The sequence below is a fragment of the Salmonella sp. SG203 genome (assembly GCF_013350575.1).
Taxonomy (GTDB): Bacteria; Pseudomonadota; Gammaproteobacteria; order Enterobacterales; family Enterobacteriaceae; genus Salmonella; species Salmonella enterica.
Genome location: NZ_SNMT01000004.1, coordinates 42,192 through 60,874 on the forward strand (window position 1 = coordinate 42,192; position 18,683 = coordinate 60,874).

Below are 18,683 nucleotides of genomic sequence, written 5' to 3' on the forward strand. Positions count from 1 at the left end.
ATGAATTTAAGCCTGGTGCGTATGTCACACGTTTTCGTCCAAACTATTAAACGATGCCTTTTGCGGTGGGGAATACCGGTGGGCATATCGTGTCTGGCGCTGACCGCATGTGTTCCCCATGCTTCACAGCAACTGCCCGGTAGCGCAGCGCAGGACACGCTCCCCCATTATCAACTGGCGGATTATCTCCCGACGGCGTGCGCGGATATCTGGTCGCTACGCGGGCAGGTGGTGGAGACGAATCCGCTGTACTGGCTACGCACGATTGACTGCGCCGATCGTCTGATGCCGGTTCAGTCGCGCGCAGAGGCGCGCGCGTTGACGGATGATAACTGGCAAAATGCCTTCAGGCGCGGGATTTTACTGGCGGATGCAAAAATTACGCCGCCGGAGCGGCGCGCCATAGTGACCCGTCTGGAGGCGTTAAGCGCGCAAATACCGGCTCAGGTACGGCCCGTCTACCAAATCTGGCATGACGGTCAGGCGTTGCAATTAGCGCTTTCTGCCGAACGTCAGCGTTATAGCAAGCTCCAGCAAACGTCAGATAGTGAGCTGGATGCGCTGCGCCAGCAGCAACAGGCCTTGCAAACGCAGCTCGATCTTACCACCCGTAAGCTGGAGAGTTTAACCGATATTGAGCGCCAGCTTTCGACACGAAAACCGGCAGGGAATTACAACGCCGATACGCCGCATACGAATGACAAACCCGCGACGTCTGAAGATGGCGCGGCGCCGTCGCCGTCACAAGATGAGGTAACGCCATGATAAGCCGTAAACCGGCGCACCTGCTGCTGGTCGATGACGATCCCGGATTACTGAAATTGCTCGGTATGCGCCTGACCAGTGAAGGATACAGCGTCGTGACCGCAGAGAGCGGCCAGGAAGGACTACGGGTACTACATCGGGAAAAAGTGGACCTGGTAATAAGCGACCTGCGCATGGATGAAATGGATGGTATGCAACTGTTCACAGAAATTCAGAAAGTACAGCCGGGAATGCCGGTTATCATTCTGACGGCGCATGGTTCTATTCCGGATGCGGTGGCCGCTACCCAGAAAGGCGTATTCAGCTTTTTGACGAAGCCGATCGACAGAGACGCGTTATATAAAGCGATAGATGAAGCGCTGGAGCAGTCCGCTCCCGCGACGGACGATAGCTGGCGCAACGCTATCGTTACCCGTAGCCCGCTGATGCTGCGACTGCTTGAACAGGCGCGCATGGTCGCGCAGTCGGATGTCAGCGTATTGATTAACGGACAAAGCGGCACCGGGAAAGAGATTTTCGCACAGGCGATTCATAATGCCAGCCCGCGCAGTAACAAGCCGTTTGTCGCCATCAACTGCGGCGCGTTACCGGAACAGTTGCTGGAGTCCGAATTATTCGGCCATGCGCGCGGCGCCTTTACCGGCGCAGTGAGCAATCGTGAAGGGTTGTTCCAGGCGGCGGAAGGCGGCACGCTGTTTCTGGATGAAATTGGCGATATGCCCGCGCCGTTACAGGTGAAGCTGCTGCGGGTGTTACAGGAGCGCAAAGTCAGGCCGCTGGGCAGCAATCGCGATATTGATATCGACGTGCGAATTATTTCCGCGACGCACCGCGATCTGCCGAAGGCGATGGCGCGGGGCGAATTTCGTGAAGATTTGTACTACCGGCTGAATGTCGTGAGCCTGAAAATTCCGGCGCTGGCGGAGCGTACCGAGGATATTCCGCTGCTGGCTAATCATCTGCTCAGACAGTCGGCACAGCGGCATAAACCGTTTGTTCGCGCCTTTTCTACTGATGCAATGAAACGGCTGATGACGGCAAGCTGGCCGGGCAACGTGCGCCAACTGGTCAACGTCATTGAACAATGCGTGGCGTTAACTTCTTCGCCGGTGATCAGCGATGCGTTGGTCGAGCAGGCGCTGGAAGGCGAAAACACCGCGCTGCCAACTTTTGCCGAAGCGCGAAACCAATTTGAACTGAACTATCTGCGCAAGTTACTGCAAATTACCAAAGGTAACGTGACGCACGCGGCAAGGATGGCGGGGCGCAACCGCACGGAATTCTATAAGCTACTCTCCCGTCACGAACTGGATGCGAATGATTTCAAAGAGTAGTTTTCATGCCGTAAAGTAGTGCGAAATATGTTACGTTTAACCGATCAAAACACAGGCGACCTTTTCAAGGAATAGCATGAAAAAGATTGATGCGATTATTAAACCCTTCAAGCTGGACGATGTCCGTGAAGCGCTGGCCGAGGTAGGTATTACCGGCATGACGGTCACTGAAGTCAAAGGCTTTGGCCGTCAAAAAGGCCACACCGAGCTGTATCGCGGCGCGGAATATATGGTGGATTTTCTGCCGAAGGTAAAAATTGAAATCGTTGTGCCTGACGACATCGTGGATACCTGTGTTGACACCATCATTCGTACCGCGCAGACGGGGAAAATCGGCGACGGTAAGATCTTTGTCTTTGATGTCGCCCGCGTTATTCGTATCCGTACTGGCGAAGAAGACGACGCGGCTATCTGATGTGCCGATTCGCTGCCCGTCTCCTCCTTGTGGGCAGCGAACCACCGTTTAATCGCCCTGCGGTAGCGCCGATGTAGTCCGGGTGCAAACCCATCTCAGGCCGACAATGGCGACGATCAGCGCCACGCAACTTAGCGTCCACTCGCCCATTTGCGAGAAAAAGTGTCCGTAGGCGGCTACCGCCGTATCACTAATTTGCGATTCCGTGGTTTGTTGCGCGACGACGCCAGCCAGCCAGTTAGCGACCGCGCCGGTCGCCAGCATATAAATACCGGTCAGTACGCCCGTGACGCCAGACAGATTGAGGCGGGTAATTTGCGCCATCGCGACCGGATCAATAAACAGCTCTGCAAAGCCCATCAGCGCCAGCCCTGCGATCATCATTCCCATTGATGCCTGCCCGTCTAACCGGGCCTGATGCGCGTTTAGCGCCAGCAGCATAAAACCGCCGCCCATTAATACCAGCCCCACGGCAAATTTAAGCCAGACGCGCAGCACCGAGCGGGCGCTCTCTTTCGGGCTGCTCAGCCACGCCAGCACCACGCCCGCCGCCATCACCGCAATCGCATTGACCGACTGGAACAATGCGGTGGGGACGGTCATGTTCAGCCAGTGGCGGTTGACAAAACGGTCGATGAATAAACTGATCGAACTTCCGCCCTGCTGCGCCAGAACCCAAAAGAGAGTGCCGGTGATCATTAACAGAACGATTTGCCACAAGGCGCGACGGTGTTCGGGAAATTTAACCATAATACGGGCGATAAGTTGCGCCGCGAAGACGCAGACAATGGCCAGCACATAGCCAGACCAGTTATTTTCCAGCAGGAGGGTGAAGAATACCGGTGCGATACACAGCATTAATACCAGCCAACCCCAGGTTGGAAGGGCAAATTTAACCGCCCGCAGCGCGGGGCGATTAACACCGCGTGTTTGCTGAAAGTGGCGATGACCGCTTAAAAAGATGAGCAGGCCGATGAACATTCCCACGCCCGCCAGCGCAAAGCCGACATGCCAGCCATACCACTGCGCCGCCAGACCACAGGCGATCGGCGCGGCTATCGATCCAATATTTCCGGCGGCGTAGAGCAGCGAGAATCCTCCGTCGCGGCGGTTGTCATCAGGGGCGTAAAGTTCGCCCAGCAGACAGCTAATATTGGATTTAAACAAGCCGTAGCCGCAGATAATAATGGCCAGCGCCGCATATAAACTCAGCGTTGAATCAGATTCTAAGCCCAATACCACATGACCCAGCGTCATCAATAAGGCGCCGGTGATAACCGCCACGCGGTTGCCAAGCAGGCGGTCGGCAAGCCAGCCGCCAAGAATAGGGGTAACGTAAACTAAAGAGGCGTAGGCGCTGAAGAGGTTGATCGCGTGGCTGTCATTAAAACCAAGCTGGTGGGTAAGATAAAGGATGAGTAAGGCACGCATGCCGTAAAAGCTGAAGTATTCCCAAATTTGAATCGCCACGATGTAAAAAATCGCGCGCGGTTGTGAGGGTGTTTTCATAAAGTCTCCTTGCTGCGTGAAAAAAGGGAAGTGGCAAGCCACTTCCCTTTGGTACTTATTTCGTATTTTCTTTCAGCACTTTAACGGTGTAACGTCCGTCTGCCTGACGATAGGCGCCGTGGATATCGGTTTCGAAGCCCGGATAGTGGGCGCCGATTTCGCACAGCATTTGCAGGAATTCCAGTACCGGACGGCTTTCCTCGGTGATCATTTCACCAGGCATCACCAGCGGCACTCCCGGAGGGTAAGGAAGGATCATGTTGGCGTTGACGCGTCCAACCATCTCTTCAAGATACACCTCTTCCGTTTCGCCATGCAGCTCTTTCTGGAACGCAGTATACGGCGTCATCACCATTTTCGGCAGCACTTCAAACGCACGGTACATTAAGTCCGGCAGATTATGATGTTCGACCAGTTTATGAATATTCTGCGCCAGTTCCTGGATGCGCATATTTTCATAAAACTCAGGCGCTTCGCGGTACAGTGCCGGCAGAATGTTTTTGACGCGCAGGTTCAGGTCAAAGGCGCGTTTAAATTCAGTGAGCGCGCGCAGCAGGCTCAGTGCTTTGGTTTTGTCGATACCAATGCTGAACAGGAACAGCAGGTTGTATGGACCGGTTTTTTCTACGATGATGCCACGTTCATCGAGATATTTGGCGACCAGACTTGCCGGAATACCGAACTCATCCATCGTACCGTCTTTCTTCATCCCCGGCGTCAGGATAGTGACTTTGATCGGGTCGAGGTACATGTGTTCGTTATCGATATTTTTGAAGCCATGCCATGCGCTATCTGAACGCAGCGGCCAGCACTCAGCTCCATCGATATGTTCCGGCTGCCATACGTCAAAGAACCAGCCGTCAGATTCGCTTTTCAGGCGTTTAATTTCTTTACGGAATTTAATCGCACGTTCAATAGAGCCGTTAATCAGGCGTTTACCCGCATTACCTTTCATCATCGCCGCTGCGGTTTCAGTAGATGCTACGATACCGTAGTGCGGAGAAGTGGTGGTATGCATCATGTAGGCTTCGTTAAAGGTTTCTTCGTTAATGTCGCCTTTAACATGAATCATGGATGCCTGTGAAAACGCCGCCAGCAGTTTATGCGTGGACTGGGTTTCATAAATGATTTTGCCTTCTACACGGTCGCCGCTCATACCGCATTTACCCTGATAAATAGGGGAGAAATTGGTATAAGGCACCCAGGCGGAGTCAAAATGAATGGACTTCACATCCAGAGTTTTCTTGATGTAGTCAGTGTTATACAACAGACCGTCATAGGTTGAGTTAGTAATAACAGCATGGACCGGCCAGGTTGCGTTAGGCGTCTCTTTTACCCGTTTAGCGATAGTGGCGTGCTGGAACTCGCTTTGCGGAATACCGCCAAGAATACCGTAGGCGTTACGGGTTGGGCGGAAATAAATCGGCGTAATGTCGCTCATCATCATCAGATGGGTCAGCGATTTATGGCAGTTACGGTCAATCAGTACCGTGCTGCCTGCCGGCGCGGAGTACATACCGACGATTTTGTTCGCCGTAGAGGTGCCGTTCGTCACCATGTAGCTACGTTCGGCGTTAAAGACGCGGGCGATATACTCTTCCGCTTCTTTATGCGGGCCGGAGTGGTCCAGCAGCGAACCCAGTTCAGAAACGGAAATCGAAATATCGGATTTCATCGTGTTCGGGCCGAAGAAATCATAAAAGATGCTGCCGACGGGGCTTTTCTGGAAAGCGGTCCCGCCCATGTGGCCAGGCGTACAGAAAGTATATTTCCCTTCGCGCACATATTTGAACAACGCTTTTGTCAGCGGCGGCAGAATATTGTCGATGTATTCATCGGTATTCTGGCGAATTTTCGCCGCGATATCGGCTGCGGCGCCTAAAGCATATTCAAAGAAGCGAACCTGCATTCTCAGATCGTTGAGGCTGACGTCCAGCGTAGAGTAGCTGTTGGCGAAGGCGTACAGCGGCATATACTCGTTCAGCTTGCTAATCTCTTCGCAAAGCTCAAGGTTATATTTATCCCAGTCGAAAATGACGCCGCAAAGGCGGGAGTTATTTTCAATCAGCTTCAGCAGGTCTTCTCGGTCGTTTGGATAGACGATACGGAAATTTAAACCTTCCAGTGCACGATGCAGTTCACGAATAGGCTCTTCTTTAAAGTAGACGCCCATGTGGTTCATGATAGCAATAACGTTCATAGTCTTGTTCCTGGTAAAGTGGGCCCCTCCCGCTACGCTATAGCAGGTGACGAAAGGGGCTTTGAGAAAAAGGAGTTAGCGGTTAAAGCGCTTCAGCCGTATTGTTGTCGCTGTCGTTGTTCTGGCGCTGGTGCATTTTGCGACCGTAGAACATCAGGATGATCAGACTGACGATAAAGGTGCCGGAGAGTTCGAAGGAGCTGGCGCCCATCAGTGCGATGAAGCAAAATGCGCAGCCCAGTACAGAACAAATCAGGCTTACCGAGTTACGGATGTTGAACCCTTCGAAGCGAATCAGGTCAACACAGGAGTAGAAGTACGGCAGCATGGTAAGCAGTACGGCAATCCCGGTCAGTTCGCCGAACAGGTCGGACGCTTTACCGCCGCTGGAGTTCATGATGGTGATCAGAATCATCAGCGCCGTCATTTTCACCGCAGCCAACAGCAGACCTTTTTTCGGAATACCGTTTTTATCCATTTCACCGTAAATTTTCGGGAAGTTGCCGTCGTTGGCGGCGCGAACCCCAGCCTGGCCGACCAGCATCATCCAGGAGCCCAGAGACGTCAGGCAGGCGAAAGCGGTAAAGGCGGAAACCAGCGGCGCAGCCCAGCCACCCAGAATCGTGGAGGTACTGATAGCGAACGGCGCGCCGGAAGAGGCCATAACGGAAGCTGGGAACATCCCGGCGATAACCTGAGTCGCGGCGATATAGATGATGCCTGCCAGCGCGGTACCCAGCATGGTTGCCAGCGGTACGGTGCGTTTCGGGTTTTTCACCATGCCGGTGCTGACGGCGGCAGACTCAACGCCAACGAACGCCCACAGGCAGAGCAGAATACTTTTAACAATGGCGTGAGAGTCGGTCGTCGTAGACGTGTTCCAGTTCGCGTGATAGGTCGCGATATCGAACCAATGCCAGCCGGCGACTGCGGTCAAGACTACCGGGATCAGCACCAGGAATAGGCCAATCGTTGTCAAGCGGCTGACCCAAGCCCCGCCCAGCATATTAATAAAGGTGAACAGCCAGACGATAGCAATACAGGCAATACCTGCCGGTATTGGATTATTTAATGCCGGGAAGAACGTAGAAAGATAAGAAACAGCGGTAATGCCGATGGCTAAGTTACCAATCCAGTTTGCGTGATAATAAAGAACGCCGGTCTGGAAACCAAACGCCGGAGATATTTCCCCAGCATAAGCGATAGGGCCACCCTGTTGAGGGTTTTTGGTTGCCAGCCTCGCATAAACATAAGCCAGCGACATTGCCCCAATAATAGAAATTACCCAGCCCCAGATGGCAATGCCACCAATACTGGCAAGGTTGGCGGGTAATAATGCAATCCCGCTCCCCATCATATTACCGGCAACGACGCCAGTACAGGCAAATAGCCCGATCTTTTTGACAGAACTCATGTTCATTTCTCCTGAGCTGTATTTTTAAGAACCGGGCTTATGCTTCATATATGCTGCGTGCCCGTTCAACTGTCGACAAGATTAACGAATGGGTTGAGATAAGTCCTAAAGAAAAAGTGAAATAAACACAAACATGAAAAAACTGATAGATTGATTTTTTTGAATTAACATATAAATATCATGGAAAATATCATGAAAGGATAAACATCGTTTAATTACAAAGAGTTATATTTACATATCTTTGCAATGAATATGTTGCCAAAATTAACATAAGCTATTTTTGGCAACATGTTTTTCACAAAATAAAAGCGAAAAATTTAATATCTTTTCGCTTTTATTTGTCATGGTTCAGCGTTAAATTTAATCTTCTGCCAGAAAACTATTCAGATAAGGGACAATTTTCTGAACGGATGTCTGAAATACGCCATTTTCGATCCAGTACAGCGTGTTTTCACCTGGACGTAAATTAAAGGCGGTCAGATAGGCATCAGCGGCCAGACGATTCTCACCTTTCATTTCGTAAACTTTCCCCAACAGGACATAGTTAAACCACGACATTTCAAGCTCGATGCTTTTATTGATTTCCTCATACGCTGCATCGATATCACCTTTGCCCAAAAGATCAACGGTCTTGATTTTATAATAAACAGACGTTTTCTCAACGCCCGGAATTTGATCTATTTTTTTAAACTCTTCGTTCAGCGCAGCCACTTGTTCTTTATCAAACGGCTGTTGTGATTGCCGTAATACATCTACCAGCACTTTATATTCATAGGCATAGTTGAAATCAGGCGTTTCCTTAATAATGCCATTCAGAATATCGCTGGCTTTACCTAGCGCCTGCGCATCGCCGCTCAGAATAAGCTGGCGCGCCTCATAAAAACGCATCAGCGCGGTATTTTGCGGCGTTCTGAACAGGGCCAGTTGTTCTCGCATACGATTAGGCCAGGGCTGTGTTAAAACGAAAGACAGGCTATTAAACAGATCATCCTGGATGGACAACTGGTTAGTATTGGTGACGAAATAACGCTTATCCAGCATGGTTGAACCATCGGCGTTATCAATGAGCACTACAGACATAAAGCACTGCTGCGCCCGATAGTGGCGCTGATTGACAAACTGAATGGTTAACGTCTTACCGGAGCTGCTTGGCTCATTGACCCGGTAATTGGTTTTATCGTGCACCATAAAAGTCGAGTAGGTGTTCAGCAGGTCGGTGATTAAGCCGCCCAGACCGATGGCGTAGGACTCCTGCGAGACCCAGTTATTACAGGAATTGCCGCCTTCAAAACGAACATCTATATCTCGTGGGTTAAGTAATAACCGCGTTTTTGTTACCGCGGCATTATGATCTACCACCGACATCACGATAAACACCACCAGCGTCGCCAGCGAGAGCAGGAACATCACCCACGTCCAGAAAGCGGCGATACGCGGCTTTTTCGCCTTTTTAGTCGGCGTTTGCAAAGAAGCGGGCGGCACAGGCGTAGCGGCAGTAGCCCCCTCTGTCGGTTCTGCATTCGTTGCTGCGATCGGCGGCGGCGGCGACGTTGATGAATTATCGATCTCATCGCTATTTTCTTCGCACCAGATAACCGGCGCCGTCAGCTTATAGCCGCGTTTAGGTACGGTAACGATGTATTCAGCATTGCTGTCTCCGCCATCTCTTAATGATTTGCGTAGTTCAGAAATGCTTTGGGTGACAACATGGTTGGTCACGATGGTGCGCATCCAGACATGATCAATAATGTTATCCCGGCTTAACACTTCATCCGGATGATGCGCAAAATACATCAGAAGATCGATCAGCCGTGGTTCAAGAGTAATCTGGCGTCCCTGACGACTGATCTGATTAACAGAAGGTGTAACCAGCCACTCTCCAATGCGTACAACAGGTTGCTGCATAAAAAGATGCCCTAACGAGCTAAGTCAAACGTTAATAATAACACGATTTGCACAGACTTTTTTTATTCCCCTTTTTTGTAAAAGAAAGGCATAAAAAGCAGCGCAATAAGCAGGGGAACGGGGAGGAAAACGGGCGTTCGCCTTAACGATAACGCCCGTTTTTTCAGAGGATTTCTTGCAATTACAGCACCTTATGCGGGCCGAAGCATTCGTAATGAATGTTTTCGTTATTCACGCCAAGTGAAACCAGTTGTTTTGCGGCAAACTGCATAAAGCCTACCGGGCCGCAAAGATAGAACTGCATTGCCGGATCGCTGATCGCGGCTTCCAGTTTGCTTAAATCCATCAGCCCTTCGCTGTCGAAGAGGCGTTGGGCGCGATCGGCCTCAGTCGGCTCGCGGTACCAGGTATGGGCAGTGAAACGCGGCAGTGTACGGCCCAGCTCGCTCACTTCGTCGGCAAACGCATGGACGTCGCCGTTCTCCGCCGCGTGGAACCAGTTCACCTGCGCGGTATGCTGTTCTTTCGCCAGCGTATCGAGCATCGCTAACATCGGCGTCTGGCCGACGCCAGCGGAAATCAGCGAAACGGGGGTATCAGCGGCGACATTCATAAAGAAGTCACCTGCCGGCGCAGCCAGATGTACCACATCGCCTACGCTGGCGTGATGGTGTAACCAGTTTGATACCTGGCCGCCGTCTTCACGCTTCACGGCAATACGGTACCCTTTGCCATCGGGTTTACGGGTCAGTGAATATTGGCGGATCTCCTGATGCGCAAAACCTTCCGGCTTCAGCCAGACCCCTAGATACTGCCCGGGACGGTATTCCGCCACCGTACCGCCGTCGACTGGTTCAAACTCAAAGCTGGTGATCAGTGCGCTACGCGGGGTTTTTGCAACGATGCGGAAGGGGCGCGTGCCTTCCCAGCCGCCGTCTTTGCTGGCGTTCTCGTGATAAATCTCGGCTTCCCGATGAATAAAGACGTTAGCCAGTACGCCATAGGCTTTGCCCCACGCGTCCAGCACTTCCTGGCCCGGGTTGAACATTTCGTCCAGCGTCGCCAGCAAATGCGTCCCGACGATGTTGTACTGCTCCGGCTTAATCTGGAAGCTGGTGTGCTTCTGCGCGATTTTTTCTACCGCCGGCAGCAACGCCGGTAAATTTTCGATATTGCTGGCGTAGGCCGCGATAGCATTAAACAGGGCTTCACGCTGATCGCCGTTACGCTGGTTGCTCATATTGAAGATTTCTTTGAGCTCCGGGTTATGCGTAAACATACGGTCGTAGAAGTGGGCGGTCAGTTTCGGTCCTGTTTCAACCAGCAGGGGAATGGTGGCCTTTACTGTAGCGATGGTTTGTGCGTCAAGCATACGTGCTTCCTTTATGTGAAAATCTAATGATGTATATAAAATGCATCTTATAAAAATACCCTTGCATTGTAAATGGATCTTCTCTGCTTTACGTTATGGAGGTAACAACGTGAAAAATCTGCATCACAAAGCTGAAAAGAAATCCGTTGAAATTCGTCAGGCTCTCGTTCAGGAAACCCTTATCTGACGTATAGGTAATCGTTTGCGTAAAAACCTTTGTCAAGACCTGTTATCGAAGAATGATTCGGTTATACTGTTGGCCGAAGTCCCACGGACTGCCTTTTCAGGCACAAATTTTATTGTTAGCTGAGTCAGGAGATGCGGATGTTAAAGCGTGAAATGAACATTGCCGATTATGATGCCGAGTTGTGGCAGGCTATGGAGCAGGAAAAAGTACGTCAGGAAGAGCACATCGAACTGATCGCCTCCGAAAACTACACCAGCCCGCGCGTGATGCAGGCGCAGGGGTCTCAGCTGACCAACAAATACGCTGAAGGATATCCGGGCAAGCGCTACTACGGCGGTTGCGAATACGTTGATGTCGTTGAGCAACTGGCTATCGACCGCGCGAAAGAACTGTTCGGCGCCGACTACGCTAACGTGCAGCCGCACTCCGGTTCTCAGGCTAACTTCGCTGTTTACACCGCGCTGCTGCAGCCGGGCGACACCGTTCTGGGTATGAACCTGGCGCAGGGCGGCCACCTGACTCACGGCTCCCCGGTTAACTTCTCCGGTAAACTGTACAACATCGTACCTTACGGTATCGATGAGTCCGGTAAAATTGACTATGACGAGATGGCGAAGCTGGCCAAAGAGCACAAGCCGAAGATGATTATCGGTGGCTTCTCTGCCTACTCCGGCGTGGTTGACTGGGCAAAAATGCGTGAAATCGCTGACAGCATCGGCGCATACCTGTTTGTCGACATGGCGCACGTGGCGGGCCTGATTGCCGCAGGCGTTTACCCGAACCCGGTTCCCCATGCTCACGTTGTCACCACCACCACCCACAAAACCCTGGCGGGTCCGCGCGGCGGCCTGATCCTGGCGAAGGGCGGCGATGAAGAGCTGTACAAAAAACTGAACTCCGCCGTGTTCCCAAGCGCGCAGGGCGGCCCGCTGATGCACGTGATCGCGGGTAAAGCGGTAGCACTGAAAGAAGCGATGGAGCCGGAGTTCAAAGTTTACCAGCAGCAGGTGGCGAAAAACGCCAAAGCGATGGTGGAAGTGTTCCTGAACCGCGGCTACAAAGTGGTGTCTGGCGGCACTGAGAACCACCTGTTCCTGCTGGACCTGGTGGATAAAAACCTGACCGGTAAAGAAGCTGACGCCGCGCTGGGCCGTGCTAACATCACCGTGAACAAAAACAGCGTGCCGAACGATCCTAAGAGCCCGTTCGTGACCTCCGGTATCCGTATTGGTTCTCCGGCGGTTACTCGTCGCGGCTTCAAAGAAGCGGAAGTGAAAGAGCTGGCTGGCTGGATGTGTGACGTGCTGGACAACATCAATGATGAAGCCACCATTGAACGCGTGAAAGCGAAAGTGCTGGATATCTGCGCACGCTTCCCGGTTTACGCATAAGCGCTTGTGTTGTGAAAATGGCCCGATGGCGCTGCGTCTGTCGGGCATTACTTATGCGCCATAACGTGACGCCGCCGGAAGTCATTATCCGGCGGCGTTGCCGTTTGAACTTCTCCCTCCGCCTGTTAACCTTATGTTACCCTTGCCAGCGCAACCGTTTACCGCCAGACTATCGCCTCCAAACGGGAGGGAATCATGGCATTGCATTCCACGCGCTGGCTGGCGCTCAGTTATTTCACCTACTTCTTTAGTTACGGTATTTTTCTGCCCTTCTGGAGCGTCTGGCTCAAAGGTCTTGGGCTAACGCCGGAAACCATCGGTCTTCTGCTGGGCGTGGGTCTGGTCGCGCGTTTTCTCGGTAGTCTGCTCATTGCGCCTCGCGTAAGCGATCCTTCGCGGTTGATCTCCGCGCTGCGCGTACTGGCATTGCTGACGCTGGTATTTGCGCTGGCATTTTGGGCAGGAACGCATGTCGCGTGGCTAATGGTGGTGATGGTTGGGTTTAACCTCTTCTTTTCACCACTGGTGCCGCTGACCGATGCGCTGGCCAATACCTGGCAAAAGCAAATTACCCTGGACTATGGTCGGGTGCGGCTGTGGGGGTCCATCGCCTTCGTGATAGGGTCGGCGCTGACCGGTAAGCTGGTGAGTTTATACGATTACCAGGCGATTCTGGCGCTACTGACGCTCGGCGTCGCCTCGATGTTGCTGGGTATGTTGTTACGTCCCAGCGTGCCGCCGCAAGGGGAAAGCCGTCAGCAGGAGAGCGCAGGCTGGCCCGCCTGGCGTACGCTGGTGGCACAAAGTTGGCGTTTTCTCGCCTGCGTCTGTTTGCTGCAAGGGGCGCACGCCGCCTACTACGGTTTTAGCGCCATCTACTGGCAGGGGGCTGGCTATTCAGCATCGGCGGTCGGCTATTTATGGTCGTTGGGCGTGGTGGCGGAAGTGATCATTTTTGCCCTGAGTAAAAAGCTATTCCGCCGGTTTAGCGCCCGCGACTTGCTGTTGCTTTCCGCTGTGTGCGGCGTGGTACGCTGGGGACTGATGGGCTGGAGTACGGCGTTGCCGTGGCTGATTGTGATACAAATCCTGCACTGTGGCACGTTTACCGTTTGCCATCTGGCCGCCATGCGCTATATCGCTGCGCGTCAGGGAAGCGAGGTAATTCGTTTGCAGGCCGTCTATTCCGCTGTGGCGATGGGCGGCAGCATCGCGATTATGACGGTATTTGCCGGTTTTCTGTATCAACATCTGGGCGGCGGCGTATTCTGGATTATGGCGCTGGTGGCATTGCCCGCTATCTTCCTTCGGCCCAAAGTGGTTGCCGCGTCATGATTCCAGGATCTTGCGGATCTGCTGCTGTTGGTGCTCTGTGAGGGCGCGATCCGCATGAATTAATGGCGGTGAGAAGAGCGGTAGCGGCGTGGCGTAAGGGGTAACAATCAGCGCTACGCCGCGCGGGCATCCCTCTTTTTGAAACGCCTGGAGCGATATCCGTCTGATATTCAGCGGCAATAGGGTCAGTTCACGCAGTTGCTGCTCAATATGCGTCTCCAGCGCATCATTTTTATCCGCTAACAATACGATCTGTCTCTCATGCAAATCGTTATCCTGCATCAGCCAGGCGCCGAAAATCACTGCCACCAGCCCCGTCTCTTCCTCGGAAAAGTGGACACCATATTCGGCTTCAAATCCGGCGAGCGCCTCACGTGTGGTGCGAACCAGACGCGGATAAAGACGGTTAAACTCTTCCGGAAGCGTATTATCGATGCCAATCGTGAATAAACTTCGGTTCAGCGCCTGGGCGAGATGGACATACAGCTGATCGTTAAGCCCTTGTTCGTCGCTGAAGCGTACGTTCCCTTTTTCTCGAAAGCGCAGCACCAGCCTCGCCACCTCCAGTCGCAGTTGCTGCGCCCGTTGATGCGTGTCGCGAATCGGGTCGGGGAGGCGAATCATTGAAAACAGTAACGCCATAAACAGCGCTTCATTGAGCGGTGCGGCCTGCATCACGTGGCGCTGCCAGTGACGACCAATTTCCTGGGCGAGTGGATATTCCGCGCACGACTGCGCCCAAATCTGCTGCACAGGGTTGAACTCCGGGGTGATGCCGGCATGGTGTTGTAGCAGACAATACTGTAAAAAGAGACGCAGGAACTGCACGTCGCGATGTTCAAATGGTTTTTGCAACCGGCGGGCGCACAGATTGATGAGCGCGTGCAGATTAATATCGTCATACAGCGGACGCGCGATACCGCGCTGTTTTAGCGCGTTTTTTAAGGCCGGGGTAAACTGTTGCGTGACGAAGGTCGGGCATAAACGCAGGCCGCGCCTGAGCCAGTGTAAAAGGCAAAGGCGCTGATCGAGTGCTGTACCTTCGATCCGATAGCAACCGTTCTGGCATGTTGTGATGGCAAGGCGATGATAGCGCTGGATCTCCAGACTTGTCTCAGTGATATCCTCACGGGCAGTATCATCATCAACGCCATTAAGCGCGCTGAAGATTTCCACCGTGGCAATTGGCTCCGGCTGGAAAAGCGTCAGCAATACCTGACAGCGGCGCTGGGGAGCGGAAAGTACAGATGGTGGGGCAATTGTCGGCATCATCTGTCAGGTCTCCCGTTAGTTTGTCTGGTAAGGATAGCTAAAGTTTGCGTGTGAAAAATGTGATAAGCGTGCTTTTAGGCCAGGAATGCTGAGGAGTGTCACAGAATTTTTATCGCGAGGAACAGATGAAGCCAGTGAAACGCAGCGCCTTAACACTATTTCTTGCCGTTTTATCTTTCGTGGCGGCGGCGCATCCGCACAGCTTCATCCGTCTGCAAACGCAGGTGGTCAGTGAAAATGAGCAATTTGTGGCGTTAAAAATGCGCTGGACAATGGACGCGCTGACGTCCGCAGATCTGCTGTATGACGCCGGAAACGCGGCGCCGGGGTCAGAAATATGGAAAAAGTTGGCGGCGGAAGTGATGGCTAACGTACTTGGGCAGCACTACTTTACAGAAGTGTGGCGCAATGGCGCGAAAGTGAAGTTTAAAAACAGGCCGACAGAATACGGTATGACGCGTGACGCGCATCAGGCGGTATTGACCTTTACGCTACCGCTGGCTGAACCGCAGCCGTTAAGCGGACAGACTTATACCCTTTCAACGTTTGATCCCTCTTATTATGTCGATATGCATTATGACCAGGACAGCGATATCACGATGCCGGAACCGCTGCGCGAAAAGTGTCGGATTCAGGTTTATACTCCTGCGCCCGGCGAAGAGACGCTACGTTTCGCCCAGTCGCTGGATAAGGAGGACGCGCCGCCGGAGGATATGGATTTAGGTAAACAGTTTGCCCAAACGGTGACCTTGCAATGTCAGTAATTTTTTCTCAACGCACTCCGGGGCGACGCTGGCTCTCGCTGTGGCCATTGGCGTTATTCCTGCTGCTAATGCTGGTTGGCGGTCTGTGGATATGGCAGGCCTGGCCGCAGGTGATGTTGAAAAGCGCTCTTTGGCAGCGGGACGTGAATCAGCAGTTGAGCGCGCTGCTTAACGCGGTGGCGACGCATCCTGAGCGGGCGGGCGGATCGTTGCTTCTGCTGAGTTTTATGTATGGCGTGCTTCATGCGCTGGGGCCGGGACACGGCAAAGTGGTGATCGCGACATGGCTGGCGACGCATCCTTCGAAGTTGAAATCGAGTATCGTGTTAACCCTCGCCGCCGCGTTATTACAGGGGCTCGTGGCTATCGGGTTGGTGGTGGGCGTGCTGACCGTATTGCAACTTCCGGCCAGGCAGCTCCATCTGAGCGGCTTCTGGCTGGAAAAGGGGAGCTATGCGTTAGTTGGCGGGCTGGGCATTTTGCTGTGCTGGCGGGCCATAAAAAGGTTACGCGCGCTGCTACGTAAACCTGTCTTTATCGCTTTTACGCCGCGCCATGTTCACCATGAAAAATGCGGCTGCGGACATCAGCATTTACCGACGCAGGAACAATTGCATAGCGGTGATGACTGGCGCGCGCGACTCATGATCGTACTGTCTATGGGGATGAGGCCCTGTTCCGGCGCGATAATGGTGCTGTTATTCAGTAAAGTGATTGGCGTTTTTAGCTGGGGAATGGCGTCGGTACTGGCGATGGCGGCGGGAACCTCGCTAACGATTACCTCGCTGGCGTTGCTGGTACACACTTTTCGTGCTCTGGCGGTGAAGCTCAGTGGAAACAAAGCGCCAGCGTTATGGCGGCAGGTAGGCTGGTCAACGCTGGCGCTGGCCGGAGGGGTCATACTGCTTGTCGCGGCGCTGGTCATGTGGTTTAGCGTGCCGCAGCCTGTGGGCGGGCTGCGGCCATGGCGTGGTTGATTAGTGTCCGGCGGGTTTGAGATGCATCCGCGCGACGGATTCGTCTTCGGCCCAGTAAATGCGTTCGGCGACCATCGCTTCCGGATTGAGCTGAACGCCGCGCAGTACCCGTTCTTTAAAACGCAGATAGCCGCCTTTGTCGATCAGATGGCCCATATGTAGATAGATCGGTTTTCCGCCGAGCATCTCTTTTTCAAATTCATACAGGTTAACGATCACCTGCTTTATCACATCTTCAGTCACCCAGTTGAGGAAGAGCTTGCCGACGCGCGGCGTCTTTTTACTGGTGCGTCCGCCCAGACGGACTTGCCAGAGCTGATCCGGCTTACGTTGCCAGGCCAGCGTCGGACAGGCCAGCACGCACTCGCCGCAGCCGATACAGGCGGACTCTTCTTTGACCGCTTTGCCGTTCTTCAGCGCCAGGCAGCCTACCGCGTGGTGACTACAGGCCTTCACGCAGGCGCCGCAACCGATACAGCGATCGGCAGTGAAGCGCATTTTCGCCACGCCAATAATTCCCAGATCGGCCATTGACGCCTTCGCGCAATCATTCGGGCAGCCAACAATGACCGTTTTGAGATGATAAGGGCTGGGATAGACCAGTTTTTCAAGACGACGGGACAGACCGGTCGTGTCAGTGTTGGCTTTCTGGCAAATGCGGTTCCCCTGACAGGCGACAATATTTCGCCCGCCAATAGCGAGATAGCCCGCTTTGGTATCCTCAACCTGGACGTCGCACAGTTCTATTTCAATCTCGCGAAGAAACGGCTCCAGCGCAGCGTTCACGTTGTCGATATCTTCGTAACGGATACCCGGCATCGCCAGCTTCTGGCGGGTAGTGAGGTGAATTTGTCCGTTGCCCCAGGTTTCGGCGATGTCACGCGCCACCGTTAGCAAATGCGCGGGCAAAATACCGCCGGGAATGCGGACGCTGATCATGGCTTCGCCGCGCACTTTTGACAGGCGATATTCGTTTTTCGCACGGGCTTTAATGATATCAATATCAATGCTCATGATGTTCTCCTTAATCGGCAAAACGTTGCGCGACGGCGTAGTTAAATATCGGACCGTCGGTGCAGACATACACTTCGCCCATACGGCAGTGGCCGCACTTCCCGACGGAGCAGGCCATCCGGCGTTCGTAGTCCACCCAGATTTGCTCCGGCTTGAGCCCTTTTTGCAGCAGCATTTTTACGGTAAAGGTAATCATTATTGGCGGCCCAACGACGATGGCCTGCATAGTGTCGATATCGCTAAGCGTCATGTCGGCAAGCCGATCGGTCACCCGGCCAATCTGGTAACGGTCATCAGCCTCGCCTTCATCCAGCGTGAGCACCAGATTATGTTTGCCGCGCCACGTCGCCATTTCTTCTTTGTACAGCACGCAATCGCGATTTTTATAGCCGAGAATCATATCCAGTTGACCAATTTCCTGGGGATTCTCAACGAAATAGCGCATTAAGCCTTTCACCGGCGCGACGCCCGTACCGCCTGCGACAACCAGTAAGGGCTTATGGCGCAGCGTATCGACCGGATAGCCATTGCCATAGCAGCCGCGTAGCCACACGTTGTCGCCTTCTTTCAGCGTAAAGAGGGCGCTGGTCACTTTTCCGACATTACGAATCAGCAGATCTATCCAGCCGTCGCCGTAGTCGGAAACGGAGATGGGCGCTTCGCCGACGCGCGGCAGCGACACCTCAACAAATTGCCCCCAGTGCGCGGGAAAATCGACGGCCACGCGGAAATTCCACTCCAGCGGCGTGTGGCGAGTAATACTGAGGATGCGGTACGCCGCAGGCAGCAAACTGTGCTGCGGTTTATCATGACAGGAACAATGTGACAT

The 18,683-nt window shown here is 53.3% G+C and carries 15 protein-coding genes; 7 read left to right on the plus strand and 8 right to left on the minus strand.

What is annotated here, in order from left to right:
- From qseG to glnB, 3 genes are all read left to right on the plus strand, one after another.
- On the plus strand, positions 1-765 hold the full coding sequence (gene qseG, locus HV477_RS08130) for a two-component system QseEF-associated lipoprotein QseG (protein WP_175064948.1): 765 nt from the start codon (positions 1-3) through the stop codon (positions 763-765).
- Positions 765-2,099 (plus strand): two-component system response regulator GlrR, encoded by a 1,335-nt coding sequence (gene glrR, locus HV477_RS08135; RefSeq protein WP_024131115.1) that lies wholly within the window; start codon positions 765-767, stop codon positions 2,097-2,099. Before qseG ends, glrR begins: the two co-directional genes overlap by 1 nt.
- A gap of 76 nt (positions 2,100-2,175) precedes the next feature.
- Positions 2,176-2,514: a nitrogen regulatory protein P-II gene (gene glnB / locus HV477_RS08140; protein ID WP_000717694.1), complete on the plus strand. Its 339-nt coding sequence runs from the start codon at positions 2,176-2,178 to the stop codon at positions 2,512-2,514.
- Positions 2,515-2,562: 48 nt separating this feature from the next.
- Here glnB and HV477_RS08145 read toward each other — a convergent pair whose 3' ends face one another.
- From HV477_RS08145 to hmpA, 5 genes are all read right to left on the minus strand, one after another.
- A complete protein-coding gene (locus HV477_RS08145; protein ID WP_079899150.1) occupies positions 2,563-4,023 on the minus strand; it encodes an oligopeptide:H+ symporter in 1,461 nt (486 codons plus the stop codon).
- Between the two features lie 55 nt (positions 4,024-4,078).
- Positions 4,079-6,223 carry a lysine decarboxylase CadA gene (cadA, locus tag HV477_RS08150; RefSeq protein WP_001100652.1) on the minus strand — a complete coding sequence of 715 codons (2,145 nt, stop codon included), beginning with the start codon at positions 6,221-6,223 and terminating at the stop codon, positions 4,079-4,081.
- 82 nt (positions 6,224-6,305) lie between these two features.
- Positions 6,306-7,637 carry a cadaverine/lysine antiporter gene (gene cadB / locus HV477_RS08155; protein ID WP_000100008.1) on the minus strand — a complete coding sequence of 444 codons (1,332 nt, stop codon included), beginning with the start codon at positions 7,635-7,637 and terminating at the stop codon, positions 6,306-6,308.
- 360 nt (positions 7,638-7,997) lie between these two features.
- A complete protein-coding gene (cadC, locus tag HV477_RS08160; RefSeq protein ID WP_001187144.1) occupies positions 7,998-9,542 on the minus strand; it encodes a lysine decarboxylation/transport transcriptional activator CadC in 1,545 nt (514 codons plus the stop codon).
- 181 nt (positions 9,543-9,723) lie between these two features.
- Positions 9,724-10,914, minus strand: coding sequence for an NO-inducible flavohemoprotein (gene hmpA, locus HV477_RS08165; protein ID WP_000883146.1), 1,191 nt, complete (start codon positions 10,912-10,914; stop codon positions 9,724-9,726).
- 324 nt (positions 10,915-11,238) lie between these two features.
- On the opposite strand from hmpA, the gene glyA reads away from it, so the two are divergent.
- Positions 11,239-12,492: a serine hydroxymethyltransferase gene (gene glyA / locus HV477_RS08170; RefSeq protein ID WP_000919178.1), complete on the plus strand. Its 1,254-nt coding sequence runs from the start codon at positions 11,239-11,241 to the stop codon at positions 12,490-12,492.
- Between the two features lie 195 nt (positions 12,493-12,687).
- Positions 12,688-13,827 carry a 3-phenylpropionate MFS transporter gene (locus HV477_RS08175; RefSeq protein WP_001173729.1) on the plus strand — a complete coding sequence of 380 codons (1,140 nt, stop codon included), beginning with the start codon at positions 12,688-12,690 and terminating at the stop codon, positions 13,825-13,827.
- On the opposite strand, the gene csiE is transcribed toward HV477_RS08175, so the two are convergent.
- Positions 13,822-15,099 carry a stationary phase inducible protein CsiE gene (gene csiE / locus HV477_RS08180; RefSeq protein WP_000982966.1) on the minus strand — a complete coding sequence of 426 codons (1,278 nt, stop codon included), beginning with the start codon at positions 15,097-15,099 and terminating at the stop codon, positions 13,822-13,824. The two genes, HV477_RS08175 and csiE, sit on opposite strands and share 6 nt — an antisense overlap.
- Positions 15,100-15,224: 125 nt before the next feature.
- On the opposite strand from csiE, the gene HV477_RS08185 reads away from it, so the two are divergent.
- Positions 15,225-15,863 carry a DUF1007 family protein gene (locus HV477_RS08185; RefSeq protein WP_079899154.1) on the plus strand — a complete coding sequence of 213 codons (639 nt, stop codon included), beginning with the start codon at positions 15,225-15,227 and terminating at the stop codon, positions 15,861-15,863.
- Positions 15,854-16,840: a nickel/cobalt transporter gene (locus HV477_RS08190; RefSeq protein WP_000111019.1), complete on the plus strand. Its 987-nt coding sequence runs from the start codon at positions 15,854-15,856 to the stop codon at positions 16,838-16,840. The genes HV477_RS08185 and HV477_RS08190 overlap by 10 nt, the downstream gene beginning before the upstream one ends.
- Here HV477_RS08190 and asrC read toward each other — a convergent pair whose 3' ends face one another.
- Positions 16,841-17,854 carry a sulfite reductase subunit C gene (asrC, locus tag HV477_RS08195; RefSeq protein WP_000020685.1) on the minus strand — a complete coding sequence of 338 codons (1,014 nt, stop codon included), beginning with the start codon at positions 17,852-17,854 and terminating at the stop codon, positions 16,841-16,843.
- Between the two features lie 10 nt (positions 17,855-17,864).
- On the minus strand, positions 17,865-18,683 hold the full coding sequence (gene asrB, locus HV477_RS08200; RefSeq protein WP_000017587.1) for an anaerobic sulfite reductase subunit AsrB: 819 nt from the start codon (positions 18,681-18,683) through the stop codon (positions 17,865-17,867).